13 protein-coding genes are annotated in these 12612 nt (G+C 47.6%); 10 read left to right on the plus strand and 3 right to left on the minus strand.

The annotated features are described in order from the left end of the window. Window positions 1-127 precede the first annotated feature (127 nt). On the minus strand, window positions 128-571 hold the full coding sequence (locus MHN01_RS06205; protein WP_160656725.1) for an exoribonuclease R: 444 nt from the start codon (window positions 569-571) through the stop codon (window positions 128-130). Window positions 572-777: 206 nt separating this feature from the next. On the opposite strand from MHN01_RS06205, the gene mrcB reads away from it, so the two are divergent. The 8 genes from mrcB (at window position 778) to MHN01_RS06245 (ending at window position 10304) form a co-directional block, all read left to right on the plus strand. Then, entirely contained in the window at window positions 778-3162 is a 2385-nt protein-coding gene (mrcB, locus tag MHN01_RS06210; protein WP_370646440.1) for a penicillin-binding protein 1B, read from the plus strand. A gap of 86 nt (window positions 3163-3248) precedes the next feature. Continuing rightward, entirely contained in the window at window positions 3249-3788 is a 540-nt protein-coding gene (locus tag MHN01_RS06215; RefSeq protein WP_239410527.1) for an NUDIX hydrolase, read from the plus strand. A gap of 400 nt (window positions 3789-4188) precedes the next feature. Further along, a complete protein-coding gene (locus MHN01_RS06220) occupies window positions 4189-6285 on the plus strand; it encodes an NHL repeat-containing protein (RefSeq protein ID WP_239410528.1) in 2097 nt (698 codons plus the stop codon). Between the two features lie 265 nt (window positions 6286-6550). Continuing rightward, window positions 6551-8188: a methyl-accepting chemotaxis protein gene (locus tag MHN01_RS06225; RefSeq protein ID WP_239410529.1), complete on the plus strand. Its 1638-nt coding sequence runs from the start codon at window positions 6551-6553 to the stop codon at window positions 8186-8188. Window positions 8189-8263: 75 nt separating this feature from the next. Further along, window positions 8264-8848 (plus strand): YceI family protein, encoded by a 585-nt coding sequence (locus tag MHN01_RS06230; protein ID WP_239410530.1) that lies wholly within the window; start codon window positions 8264-8266, stop codon window positions 8846-8848. 161 nt (window positions 8849-9009) lie between these two features. Next, window positions 9010-9624 (plus strand): fumarylacetoacetate hydrolase family protein, encoded by a 615-nt coding sequence (locus tag MHN01_RS06235; RefSeq protein ID WP_239410531.1) that lies wholly within the window; start codon window positions 9010-9012, stop codon window positions 9622-9624. Window positions 9625-9687: 63 nt separating this feature from the next. Continuing rightward, entirely contained in the window at window positions 9688-9903 is a 216-nt protein-coding gene (locus MHN01_RS06240) for a DUF3820 family protein (protein ID WP_075767695.1), read from the plus strand. After that, window positions 9903-10304, plus strand: a complete 402-nt coding sequence (locus MHN01_RS06245; RefSeq protein WP_239410532.1) for a ribosome recycling factor family protein — start codon at window positions 9903-9905, stop codon at window positions 10302-10304. Before MHN01_RS06240 ends, MHN01_RS06245 begins: the two co-directional genes overlap by 1 nt. A 75-nt stretch (window positions 10305-10379) precedes the next feature. Here the strand turns inward: MHN01_RS06245 and MHN01_RS06250 are convergent, their stop codons facing one another. After that, entirely contained in the window at window positions 10380-10802 is a 423-nt protein-coding gene (locus tag MHN01_RS06250) for a DUF3010 family protein (protein WP_239410533.1), read from the minus strand. An 89-nt stretch (window positions 10803-10891) separates the two neighbouring features. Further along, on the minus strand, window positions 10892-11398 hold the full coding sequence (locus MHN01_RS06255; protein ID WP_239410534.1) for a M48 family metallopeptidase: 507 nt from the start codon (window positions 11396-11398) through the stop codon (window positions 10892-10894). A 163-nt stretch (window positions 11399-11561) separates the two neighbouring features. Here MHN01_RS06255 and MHN01_RS06260 point away from each other — a divergent pair, with 163 nt between their 5' ends. Both MHN01_RS06260 and MHN01_RS06265 read left to right on the plus strand, forming a co-directional pair. Further along, complete coding sequence (locus MHN01_RS06260; RefSeq protein WP_239410535.1) at window positions 11562-12062, plus strand: isoprenylcysteine carboxylmethyltransferase family protein; 501 nt, start codon at window positions 11562-11564, stop codon at window positions 12060-12062. Between the two features lie 118 nt (window positions 12063-12180). Further along, on the plus strand, window positions 12181-12513 hold the full coding sequence (locus MHN01_RS06265) for a hypothetical protein (RefSeq protein ID WP_075767700.1): 333 nt from the start codon (window positions 12181-12183) through the stop codon (window positions 12511-12513). Window positions 12514-12612 lie beyond the last annotated feature (99 nt).

The following is a 12612-nucleotide window of genomic DNA, read 5'->3' on the forward strand; positions in this document are numbered from 1 at the left end:
AAGCTTCGTTGACAGCGTGATGGTTGACAGTTTAAGACTCAAGCCGCCGGGCAGGGCACTGTTCGGCGGCTTTAATGCTTACTTTGGGGAGATTATTGCTATCGAGCTAAATTGACAGATGATGTATTTACTTTTCGCTCAGCTCGGCATAAGTGTGCAGGAGCTCGGTAAGTACTTTGACCCAGCCGAAGGCATCCTCAGGGGCTTTATTCAGAATTTTCTCCACCTGCTCGCAGTGTTGTTCAAGGGTAACTGCTTCTTCAAGGTTGAAGGACATAGCGTAGAAATGCCACAAGATCAGGCGGATCATGCGTTCGGTATTTTGCTGTGCGTTGTCAGACTCGGAGAAAGCCATCTTGACTTCACCGAGGGCAATTGCGGTCATTCGAAGCATGGCATCAAACTGTGCCGACTTCAGGCGGTCTTCGCTATCAATCTCTTCCTGGTCGAAGGTAAATAGCTCCTGCATCATCTCTTCAGGAACCATACGGCCAATTACTCTTACGCTGAACTCTTCCAGCTCGTGGCGTGGCATTGTCAGCAGGCAGTCAAGTTTGTAATCGCGTTCCATTTTCTTTCTCGGCAGTAAGCTAAAACAGGGCGCGTATTCTGAGCGATTTTGCCGTGAAACTCCAGATCATTTCCATTTCTGGGGATGGATCGGAGACGCTTCTTTGACAGTCGGATGACATCCTTGCCATCAGCCTCGTGTATTGTCGGCACCGAATTCATCTCTTAGGACAACCAATTACTCAGTAATTGACTGTACAGAACGTAATGGCAACATCAGACAAGCAACCGCGACAAGAGACAGAACAACACCTGTCATCCAAGAAATCAAATCAACAGGCACAATCGACCACTTCTTCTTTTTCCCCCTCTTCAGAAAGGTCTACACATCGTGTTTCTACAAGAAGCAAGCGGCTCAAATGTGGCTGCCTGGTTGGCATGGTGTTGATTGTAGCTGGCATGGTGTGGATGGGGAATAGCCTTAACGATAGGGTAACGGATAAGTTCGAAGGGCAGCTATGGCAGTTACCCTCTGTCGTTTACGCTCGTGAGTTAACCCTTCAGCCAGGGGCTGTGATCCGGTATGAAGACTTGGTCAACGAGTTGGAAGTGCTGAAGTATCGTAAAGTTGCCAGTCCGAAGAAAAGTGGTGAGTACTCTACAAGCCGACTCAAGGTAGAGTTTATTCGTCGTCCGTTTGAATTCAGGGACGGGGAGCAGCCACAGCGGCATGTGGTTGTTGAGTTTGATTACTCGAAGGTCAGACGGATTTCAGAGGTCGAATCCGAACGTGAGCTGGGAACTTTTAGTGTCGAGCCAAAGCTACTTGGTATGCTGGAGGCTAAGACAGACGAGCAACGGATCTATCGGCCAAAAGACGAAATGCCGCAGCCTTTGATTGAGGCGCTGATAGCAACCGAAGACAAGGAGTTTTACCAGCATGACGGAGTATCTCCCACAGCGATTGCCCGGGCATTTGTTGCCAACCTGAAAGCTGGACGAACCGTGCAGGGCGGCAGTACGCTCACTCAGCAACTGGCCAAGAATCTATTTCTTAGCAGCGAGCGAAGCCTGTGGCGTAAATTCAAAGAAGCCTATATGGCCTTGATCATCGATTATCGATACAGCAAAGACCAGATCCTTGATGCCTATCTGAATCAGGTTTACCTGGCTCAAAATGGGGCTGATGCGGTTCACGGGTTTGCGCTTGGTTCGCGATTCTATTTTGGCTTGCCATTATCAGAACTACGCGTCGATCAGCAGGCGTTACTTGTCGGGCTGGTGAAAGGACCTTCTTACTATAATCCGTGGCGATACCCGGAGCGTGCCAAACGCCGACGGGATCTGGTATTGCGATTAATGGTCGAAAATGGTGTTCTCGAAGAAGAGGACTATAAGCTGGCTGCTGACAAGCCATTGGATTTGCAAGAGAAGGGGCAGATAGCCAACCGACAGCCAGCCTATTTTGGTCAGTTGCAGCGTGAGCTGAAAAAGTATGTCGATGATTACCAGCCTGGTCAGGGATTGCGGTTATTTACGACCCTGGATCCTGACTCTCAGGCCAAGGCTGAGCAGGCTGTCCGTCACATGATTCCCCAGTTGGAAAAGCGTGCTGGCAACGAGCTTGAAGCCGCAGTGGTAATTGCCGATCGCATGAACGGTGAAATCCGCGCTATGGTTGGTGGAAGTCGTCCGGGTTACGACGGCTTCAACCGGGCTATTGATGCCAAGCGTCCTATTGGTTCGGTTGTTAAACCGGCTATTTATCTGGCAGCCCTCGAGCAGCCGGGGCGCTTTTCGCTTGCCACCAATCTTGACGATCGTGCATTGACGTTAAGAGGGCAGAATGGTGAAAAGTGGTCACCCCGTAACTATGACCGTCAATACCGTGGGTCGGTGCCTTTATATCTTTCGCTGGCGAAGTCATACAATATTCCGACAGTGAATCTCGGAATGGCCGTGGGCCTGGATGAAGTTATCGATACCATGGAAAGGTTAGGGGTTGATCGCAATGAAATACCTAAGCTGCCATCTATGTTGCTGGGAGCCTTTACCCTGACGCCCGTTGATGTCACCCAGATGTATCAGACCATTGCCAGTGGTGGTCGAAAAAGCGAGTTGACCGCATTGAGTGCCGTTGTTGATGCCAGCGGTAATGTGTTGTATCAAAAGCGGGCATCCGGGGAGCAGGTTGTATCTGAGCAGGCGTCCTGGCTGACCTTGTACGGGATGCAGAAGGTGGTGACTGTTGGGACCGGACGTTACCTGAATTCCATTTTGCCTTCATCACGCCTGGCCGGGAAAACCGGCACCTCAGATAAGGGGCGAGACAGCTGGTATGTTGGGGTAGACGGCAGAGAAGTGGTTACTATCTGGATGGGGCGTGACGATAATAAAAGCGCTAAGCTGACAGGTTCTTCAGGGCCGCTTCGACTTTACGCCGATTATATTCAGCGGCGCGATCCAGAGCCGTTAGTACTTCGAATACCGCCGCAGGTGTCCGACTTTACCTATCACCAGGCGAAAACGGGGCGATTGGAGCAAAGCTGCATCGGCTCGGCAAAGCTGCCGGTGTGGGATCCGAACGGAACGTTGAAAAGAAGCTATGTAAAGAATGTCGAAACCTTCTTTAAACGTGTCTTTAACTGGTGACAAGTAGATTGGTATGAGTAGCTTGGGGTTAGGTATTGGGCTAGAATGCACGGCTTGTTATTGTGCAGAAGTAAATAGACAGAGCTATGCGATTATTGAAGTCAACCGTTCATCCTGATATTGAGAAGCTTGAAGGCCGTATTTTCCACCGCAAGGCGGCCCGAGGCATCATTCTCGATGGTGAGAATATCCTTATGCTCTACACCGCACGTTATCACGACTATACGTTGCCGGGTGGCGGCATTGACGAAGGTGAGGATGCCATTCAAGGGTTGATCCGTGAGCTTGAGGAAGAGACGGGGGCTCGCAATATCCGCAATATCTCGGCATTTGGTATGTATGAAGAGTACCGGCCATGGTACAAGCCAGAGCATGACATAATGCACATGGAATCATATTGCTTCGTTTGTACGATAGATGCTGAGCTGGGTGATACTCAGCTGGAAGACTATGAAGTTAACAACGGCATGAAACCGGTGTGGCTGAATATCTTTGATGCGATAGCTCATAATGAAGAGACCATTGCCAACAGTGATAAAAAAGGGATGTCGATAGAACGTGAGACATTCTTGCTCAAGCGTATCGCTGCGGAATTGCTCTCTGAACCACAGCGTCAAATTGCCTAACGAAGAGCGTTTTCCTTACGTTTCTTCACCGTTACACTGACAAAGTCAGCACCTGTCTTAAGAGTAGAAACAGGTATGGATGGCTTTGTTGGTGTAGCGCATGAAGCGTATAGGAGCCTCTTTTATTCTTCCTATCTCTTTACTTTTCCTCGCCAGGTCTGGCGCTTGCCAACGCTACCTCTTTCTTATTGTTAAATCGTTCATTAAGCCCCTGTATTCGCATAGGGTATAGCATGTAATAGATGATTTCCTTTTCAGTCAAAGCTGTTCAATTGTTGAGCTGGTTCAAACTTTATAAATATTGTTATTTCAAATAAGGGCTCGCCGTAACATTGCTACCTATTATGTAATTAGACACATAAGAAGTATTCTTTTAATAAAAGAGTCAGTAGGTTAGAAGATGGGAATAGAATTTCAGTCATATATTGGCAGTGTGGGTGCACAGCTGCCAGCCCTTCCTTGCCCGGTAGAAGGCAATGTATCGCTAAATACTCCAGTAGGAAGTTGTCTGGATCACTTTGGAAATGTCTGGCTTGCCGATACAGCCCATAATCGTATTCTTGTTTTTGATAGCGAGCTGAACCATGTTCTGGCCCAGTTTGGTTCGACGGGTGAGGGGCCTCAGCAGTTCAACATGCCATTTCGCTTGCTTGCTCATCCGACTAAAAATTGGATCTATGTCAGTGATATCGGTAACCAGCGAATCCACATCTTACATTACGATGCCAACCTCACTGTTCAGTCTATTCATCAATTTGGCAATGAAGCGGAAGTCGACTTAAAAGGTCCCAATGGTCTGGCGTTCTATCAGGGCGAGCTCTGTGTGGCAGATGAGTTTTATGAGGGGGCCGGTGGTGCTAGTCGGTTGGCTATTTTCTCTGAAGCGGGTCAGTACTTGAGATCTATTCATGAGATTGAAGGCGGTAAGGAGCCTGTCCACCTGCTGTGGCCACAGGGTCTGAGTATGGATGATGACGGATTCCTATATGTCGCCAATACCGGATTTGATACGGTCGTCCGCTGTGATTGGCATGGCAAAGGGCGACCTTTTGCCAGCAATGGTAAATGCTATATCGACGGTCTTGAGCTGGCGCGAGATGTCTCAGTGATTCAGAACCGGATTCTGATACCGGGGGCTAAGGCCAATGCCATATCGATATACGATATAGACGGTGAGTTGCAAGGTACGCTTGATGGCTTCTTTGCGCCTATTCAGAACACTCAAATGAATGACAGGGACCAGCTGTTAATTACCGAGCCTATTTTGGCCTCGCTTCAGCTTCATCACGTTAGCTTGCCTTCTTTCAGTGAGCAGTTCGCCGGTAAGAACTATATCGGTGAAAGCAGGGTCGTTAAAACAGTTGGTGATGATAGAGGAAGTCCCGGTCAGTTTCATTTTGTCACTGCTGTGGCAGGGGGGATCACTCAACCTAATCATCAGCACTACCGACAAAAGTATCCGTTGATTGAACATTGGCTTTCCCACCAGTTTTCCCTTCAGGAGCAGTTTTTTAAAGCGATGCAGCCTGCCGGTATGCCGTCGTGGTTGAACCTGGCGGTAACTGCCCAGTCTGAGTGGGTTCAGCGCTGGCAGCAGACGTGGCTAAGGGTGATTATGAATGACAGGTTTGAAGATCCGAAGACATTGCTTTGGATGGTCGATGCCGGAAATTATCAGCTTCAGGCCAGTGATAACGGCCAGGTTGACTCGGCATCGCCAGTTAGTCTCCCTATGCTGCCCGGCTCGCTGGGAATTGCTGCCTATAAGCCTAAGAAACCCTTACCAGGACAGGTTGACCATGAGGTCCCGATGATAGTTGTGGGCAACTATTTAAGCGGCATAGTCTCTCTACTTCAATATGACAGCCGCATCGGCGAGCTGGTGCCTTACACCTTTTTTGGCGGGCTGGGTGCCGAGCCCTGGCAGCTCAATAAACCACAGGGAATTTCGATAGATCCGGCAACGAATGACATTCTTATTGCCGATTCGGGTAACCACCGAATCTCTCGCTGGCGAATCGACAGTGAGGGTGAGCCGGGTTTAGTCGGCGTATTCGGTAAGCTCGGGGCCGAACATGGCGAGTTTCATACTCCGTCTGATATTGCCGCTACCCAAAATGGCCTTATCTATATCACTGATCAGTTCAATAATCGCATCGAGGTGTATGACGCTGATAACCAATGGAAATCGAGCTTTGGTCAGGAAGGATACGGTGCCAGCAACGACAACTTCTTGCTGCCGACGAGTATCGACTATGACTCGGATCATTTGTTTATCTCCGATTTGGTGAATCGTTCGATAAAGGTGTTTGATCTTGAAGGAAATTTTGTCGATAGCTTCAGTGGCTTTGGTGCCGATCCGGGCAAAGGTCAGCTGTGGATGCCGTATCTGTTGCATGTTAATAACAGCAAGGTGTACCTGCCGGACTGCGCTTTGAACCGAATCAATGTTTACCACTTTGATAAGAACAAGAAATTGGCAGAGGTATCAGGATGAGCAATGTATTTAAGCGTGCACAACACAAACGGCTGAAGCATAAGCAGAATTCGACCGAGGATGTCATTTGCGAGAGGTCTCGCCAGCATTCGGAGCAATTAATGCTTAGGTTTGATGAGGTTATCAACCATTTGTCCGGGGAAGAGGATGTTGATGCGTGTAAGAGGAAACTGCAGGAATTGCATCGCCATCATCACCGATGTTTCGGTGACAAGCATGTATCCGGTCCTAATGAGCGTTAGGGATGACGATAAGGAATAGTGTTATGAAGAACAAGTTATCAAGTGTGACTATCGCAACGCGTGTTTGGGTGATCCTCGCATTATTCGCTGTCGGTCTGGTGACCAGCACATTGATCAATGCAGCCAAGACACGTGAGCATATGCGGGAGAACTATGAGCGAGGCGTTGCAACGCTGGTAGAAAGTGCCGTGGGTATTGTAGAGCACTATCATGGGCTTAGTGTATCTGGAGCGCTTACGGAGCCGCAGGCCAAAGAAGCCGCATTGGAAGCGATAGCAGCGATGCGCTTCGATAACGGTAATTATATTTTTGTCGGTGATAATCAGGGTGTCCAGCTGACCAGCGGTGTTCCGTCACTAGTAGGCAAGAACACCTTGGGGCTCAAGGACCCGAATGGGTTCAGTTTTGTCCGGGAACTCTATGTCCAGGGACGAAATGGTGGCGGCTTTGTTGATTATGTCTGGACGAATAGCCATGACAAAGACCTGCTGGAGCCGAAAACCAGTTACGCTGTAGAGTTTGGACCTTGGCAATGGTTAGTTGGTAGCGGAATGAACATGGAAGCGCTGCAGGCCGATATTCATCGCTCTGAAGTCGTTTCTATGATCAATGCTGCGATTATTCTTGCTGTGTTGTCGTTGATCGTGACTTTCTTTATTCGCTCTATTACTTCTCCGCTTAAACGAACTGTTAATGCAATGGAAGCACTCTCGAAGGGCGAAGGGGACTTAACGCAGAGGCTGGAAGAAGAGGGGACCCGAGAACTGATCGATCTTGCCCGTCACTTCAACCAGTTTGTCTGCTCCATTCAGAGTATTATGCAAAATATCAGTGTCGTTGGTGAGCAGGTCTCAGCGTCGGCACACCAGATGTCTTCGTCGATTAATACCGTCGATGATAATTTGAATCAGCAGCAGAATGATGTGGAGCAACTTGCTGCGGCAATGACAGAAATGCTGGCTACCGTCGAAGAGGTAAGCAGGAGAACGGTTGAGGCTAATGACTCGAGTATTTCGGCGGCTAAAGAGACTCAGGGCAGTATGGCGATCATTAATAATAATATTTCCGAGGCTAACCTGTTGGCTGAAGATATCGGCAAAGCCAGTGAAGTGGTGGATCAGCTTGCAGCGGACAGCCGAAATGTCGATACCGTTTTGGAGGTGATTCGCGGTATTGCCGAGCAAACCAACTTATTGGCATTGAATGCTGCGATTGAGGCTGCCCGTGCAGGTGAAGCCGGCCGGGGTTTTGCGGTTGTTGCCGATGAAGTCCGAACTTTATCGCAGCGGACCCAGGAGTCGACACTGGAAATTCAGAATATCGTCGAAAAGCTTCAGAGCGGCGCGGAAAATGCGGTGAAAGTAATGAGCAAAGGGGCCGAAAAGGCGGAGAACGCCTCCAAGATTTCTGCATCTGCCGGTGAAGCGCTAAATACCATTAATGATGAGGTACAGGTTATTCAGGATATGAGTCAGCACATCGCGACTGCAACAGAAGAGCAAAATCTGACGGTGAACGACATCAATCGAAATGTCGTCAGCCTGAAAGATATGTCGATGTCTGTTTCCCAGGAATCAGCACAGATGGCTAGCGCCAGTGAAGAGTTGAGTCAGGTCTCGGTCGACCTTATGAGGATGATTAATCGATTTAAGATAGGTTAGCTCAATAATAATACGGTTGATAGAAATCAGTGGCCTATAGTGATGTGATAAGAACATCAACAATAGGACATCATAATGCGCGTGTGTTTGAAAGTGCTGTTAGCCGGATTATTGCTGCTTGGGCTCAACGCCAATGTGTTGGCTGACTGGAAGTTGGATAGCAATAGCTCCAATGTGAACTTTATTTCTGTGAAGAATGACTCGGTAATAGAACAGCACCATTTTCGAAATATCAGCGGCTCGGTGTCAAAAGAAGGCGAGGTTAAGGTGGTTATTGATCTTGCGAGTGTTGACACCCAGATCTCGATTCGGGATGAGCGCATGAAGAAGGAGCTGTTTGAAGTCGAAGGGTTTCCACTCGCAACACTGACGGCCAAGGTTGATCCTGTGATGCTGAGTGAATTGATCCCTGGTAAAACTCAGCCTGCGGATATTGAGTTTTCGCTGGATCTTCATGGATTAAAGCAAACACTGGCGGCGAAACTTCAGGTAACAGGGTTGGAAAACGGTGGAGTGCTCGTTTCAACCACATGGCCGATTGAAGTTAAATCCGCACTCTTTGGCTTGGACAAGGGGATTGAGGTATTGAGAAACATTGCGAAATTAAATTCCATCCTGCTCAGCGTGCCTGTCACGGCGCAGCTTGTCTTTATTCAGTAAGGCTCTATAAACGATAAAGCTGGCAACAGCCAGTTTTATCGTTCCTCTCTCAGTGTGGTATAGCCAAGCCATAGTCGTAAGTAATTCTCGCCGAATCGAGCATCTTGAGGTAGTTTGGGTGTATCTTGAGTTATCTCTTAATACTGCTTAAAGGACTAAGTATGAACACGGTGAGTTTCAATAATACCTTACTATCACCCAGTAAAGTCGTCTGCATCGGTCGAAACTACGTTGATCATGTTCATGAGCTAGAAAACGAAATCCCGGATGAAATGGTGATATTCGTAAAGCCCAACTCAGCAATTGGTACTGTTTTATCTGCTAGCCATGGGGGCGATGAACTTCACTATGAAAGCGAGATAGCTTATCTGTATCAAGGTGGCAAATTTGTTGCGGCAGCGCTAGGGGTGGATCTGACCAAGCGCTGTGTTCAGAGTGAGCTAAAAGCTAAATCGCTGCCCTGGGAGAGAAGTAAAGCGTTCGATGGTTCGGCTGTGTTCAGCGCGTTTGTTCCCATTTCTGGAGGTGATGCGCCGCTTGGGTTGAGCCTGCATATTGACGGAGAGCTGATCCAGCAGGGCGATACATCGTTGATGATGTACAAACCAGCGCAGATCCTTGAGGAAGTACAGACTTTTATGCGGCTGGAAGATGGTGACATTGTAATGACGGGAACACCTGCGGGGGTTGGAAAAATACGCCAGGGAGCCGAGTTTGTCGGTGCTTTGGTATGCAATGGCCAAGAATTGGTCAGTCAGCAATGGTTGGTAAAATAGCGTGTTGGTAAATGCTTGAATATGGCAATGCAATCAACGAAGCTTAAGGGCAAGGAGATTGCTATGTTTCAAAAAGAACACTTAATCAAGGTTGCCAATGTCAAAATGCCGTTTGGAAAGTACAGTGGCAGGGCACTTATCGATTTGCCGGAAGAATATTTACTGTGGTTCCAGAAAAAAGGCTTCCCGGAAGGAGAGCTGGGTACGCTGATGGCTTTGACGCTTGAGTTTAAAATTGAAGGGCTGGAGTCGGTGATCAGGCCGCTGAAACGCGACTAATGAAAGGTCAGAGCGAAGATAAACTTATCATCCACTTACCGTCACTAATTCACCGTATAGGTGGTGACAATGTCAAAAAGGCCAAGCTAATTGCCAAGAAATATGGGTGCGAGCTAAAAAGAGTTCGCCGTTCCAGAAACTGGCAGGTGAGCGGAGAACCCTGTGCGCAGCGCAAGCTCTCTGATAGCCTGAACTTCTCAGAGCCTGAGGCTTTTCAATATTTGATACGTAAGATTGATGAGCGGCTTGTGATCATTAATGAAAACAGTGAATCACGGGAAGAGCAGCTAAAGAAACTGGTGTTCGAGAATCCTAACATTACGCTGGCGGAGCTCATGGCAGTGACGAACTGCTCTATTGCAGAAGCCAGACTTGCCCGATTCGAGGTTGATTTGCTTTAGGCTACGACCATACTCTGGTGAGCGATAGATAGAAAAATGGGGCTGTTAGCCCCATTTTCAATGATTAGCAGGCGCTTACTTACTCAGATAAGCGTAGCCTGTGGTGAACGCAGCTTCCTGGAACTGGCGCAGACCTGTATCGCGGAAATCGATAGCCAGCGGATTGCGTTTCAGCTTTTGTTTGATGTCGTTGTTTGACACGAAATCAACCTGAACACCGTCGAGAAGCTGGATTGCTGCTTCTAGCTTGAAGCCTACTGCACTGCCGGCAAATTTACCGCGTGTCTCGCGGGTACGGATCACAACAGCGTCAACTTGGTAGTCTTCTAGTAGCTTTTTGAATGCGAACTGGAAGTCTCTCATTTCAGTATTGTCGAGAGAGTCTTTCATAATGAACTTTTGAGTTCGGCACTGAGGGATGTCAAATAATCCATTGTCTTGTGAAAGCAGGCAAACAATCGCCTCGTTGCTTTTTAACTCAACAGCACAAATTTTCATGTAAACACCTAAATTTCTAATTAGCGCTATATTGTAGGCAAAAGTTTGGCTGATGTCAGATCTTTATAGTCGGTAACGTCAAAACGTTACTAGGAGTAGATCGGGCCGCTCAGTTCCTGCTGAGTGAGAAATAACCGCATGTCGAATTCGAGCTGGTGGTAGTTAGGCTCCATATGGCAACAAAGTTGATAAAATGCTTTGTTATGTTCTTTTTCTCTCAGGTGGGCAAGCTCGTGGACAATAATCATGCGTAAAAAGGGCAATGGGGCATGTTTGAAAATAGACGAAATGCGAATTTCATGTTTTGCCTTGAGTTTGTTGCCCTGCACGCGAGAGACAAACGAGTGGAGCCCTAGCGCATGGTTGATGACATGTATTTTCTTGTCATAGGCCACTTTGCTTACCGGGGGCGATTTCTTTAGGTATTGCGACTTGATCTCTTGTACATAGTCATACAAGGCTTTTTCTGTTGTTAGCTCATGGCTGTGGGGATACTTCTTTAGCAAGAAGGCTTCAAGCTGGTTGGAATCAATCAGGCGAGCCACCTGGTCGGTAATAGAGGAGGGGTAGCCTTGCAGGTACTTGAGCTTTTGCATAGTAGAGGTTGTTGGCAATTTATCGAGAGAAGTTATTGGTCGGATAATCTTATAGAGCAGATGACTGCTTAGCAATGTCTTACTATTGTCTATTCAGTGATTCAGTTCAGTCCGTCAGTAACACAGGTATATATTAGACTGATTATTAAAGGAGAGGGCGGTAGTGAAGTGGTTAGTCTCTGCTTGCGTTTATTATGGAGGAAATGGTGATATGGATTTGAAATTGCCTCCGCCAGTGTTATTGCTGATAACGCTTGGCGGTATGTATTTGCTTTCAATGTATTGGCCACTGTGGATATTTTCATTCTGGGGCCAGTCTATGCTGGTGCTGATATTTAGCCTTGCTGGGACCTTGGTTGGGCTGGCGGGAGTTATGTCATTTGCTAAAGAGCGAACAACTGTTGATCCGCGTAATCCTCATAAGGCATCAAGTCTGGTAACCTCCGGCATCTATCGGTTTTCACGTAACCCAATGTACTTAGGGTTGTTATTGTTTCTGATTGCTGCCTTTCTTTATTTATCCGCACTCTCTGCTTTAGTGATGATCCCGCTGTTTATCTTCTATATGAATAACTTCCAAATCGGCCCGGAAGAAGATGTGTTGGAAGCCATTTTTGGTGAAGAGTATCGACAATACTGCGAGCAAGTACGCCGTTGGTGTTAACTACTATGCCTAGTTACTACGCCTAGTCACAGTGCTGGCTGTTTAAGCCTCTGGAGGTATTGACCATATTAACGCGGTGGTTATTATGTGCCACTTCGTTAATACCTGAGCAAGCACTATGGGCAATCCGTTCAAAGCACGCTGGACATCGGTAGGGAACACCTTGTGTCTGGGCCATTGGGAAATTACATATCAGGGAAGCCTTTTAGAGATTCCGGAAGAAAAGCTTGAAAAGGATATGGGTACCTTTGGCATTTATAACTTCATGGATCCGGATGATCCCCTCTACGCCGAAGGGGAGGAAGAAGATCAATGGATTGTTTCCAATATAGATTGGCTGGCGGATCTTTTTGATACCCAGAATATTCCGATTGATGAGGACAACTTCCGGTATTTTTATCAGGCTGTGAATGCGGAAGACTGGCGTTGTGGCAGTTGCGGAGGTTGCTAGTTTCCTGGAGTTGGCCGCTGTAGAAAAACTTTCTCCCGGATTTTGGTTTTAGAGGATTTTTGGCAAAACAATTCCCTTCAGGTAGGTGTAAATTAACCA

The sequence above is a fragment of the Photobacterium sp. OFAV2-7 genome (assembly GCF_022347985.1).
Taxonomy (GTDB): Bacteria; Pseudomonadota; Gammaproteobacteria; order Enterobacterales; family Vibrionaceae; genus Photobacterium.

Coding starts and splice junctions, on each gene's coding strand:
- MHN01_RS06205 (WP_160656725.1), bottom strand. CDS start 571: ATGGAACGCGATTACAAACTTGACTGCCTGCTGACAATGCCACGCCAC.
- mrcB (WP_370646440.1), top strand. CDS start 778: ATGGCAACATCAGACAAGCAACCGCGACAAGAGACAGAACAACACCTG.
- MHN01_RS06215 (WP_239410527.1), top strand. CDS start 3,249: ATGCGATTATTGAAGTCAACCGTTCATCCTGATATTGAGAAGCTTGAA.
- MHN01_RS06220 (WP_239410528.1), top strand. CDS start 4,189: ATGGGAATAGAATTTCAGTCATATATTGGCAGTGTGGGTGCACAGCTG.
- MHN01_RS06225 (WP_239410529.1), top strand. CDS start 6,551: ATGAAGAACAAGTTATCAAGTGTGACTATCGCAACGCGTGTTTGGGTG.
- MHN01_RS06230 (WP_239410530.1), top strand. CDS start 8,264: ATGCGCGTGTGTTTGAAAGTGCTGTTAGCCGGATTATTGCTGCTTGGG.
- MHN01_RS06235 (WP_239410531.1), top strand. CDS start 9,010: ATGAACACGGTGAGTTTCAATAATACCTTACTATCACCCAGTAAAGTC.
- MHN01_RS06240 (WP_075767695.1), top strand. CDS start 9,688: ATGTTTCAAAAAGAACACTTAATCAAGGTTGCCAATGTCAAAATGCCG.
- MHN01_RS06245 (WP_239410532.1), top strand. CDS start 9,903: ATGAAAGGTCAGAGCGAAGATAAACTTATCATCCACTTACCGTCACTA.
- MHN01_RS06250 (WP_239410533.1), bottom strand. CDS start 10,802: ATGAAAATTTGTGCTGTTGAGTTAAAAAGCAACGAGGCGATTGTTTGC.
- MHN01_RS06255 (WP_239410534.1), bottom strand. CDS start 11,398: ATGCAAAAGCTCAAGTACCTGCAAGGCTACCCCTCCTCTATTACCGAC.
- MHN01_RS06265 (WP_075767700.1), top strand. CDS start 12,181: ATGGGCAATCCGTTCAAAGCACGCTGGACATCGGTAGGGAACACCTTG.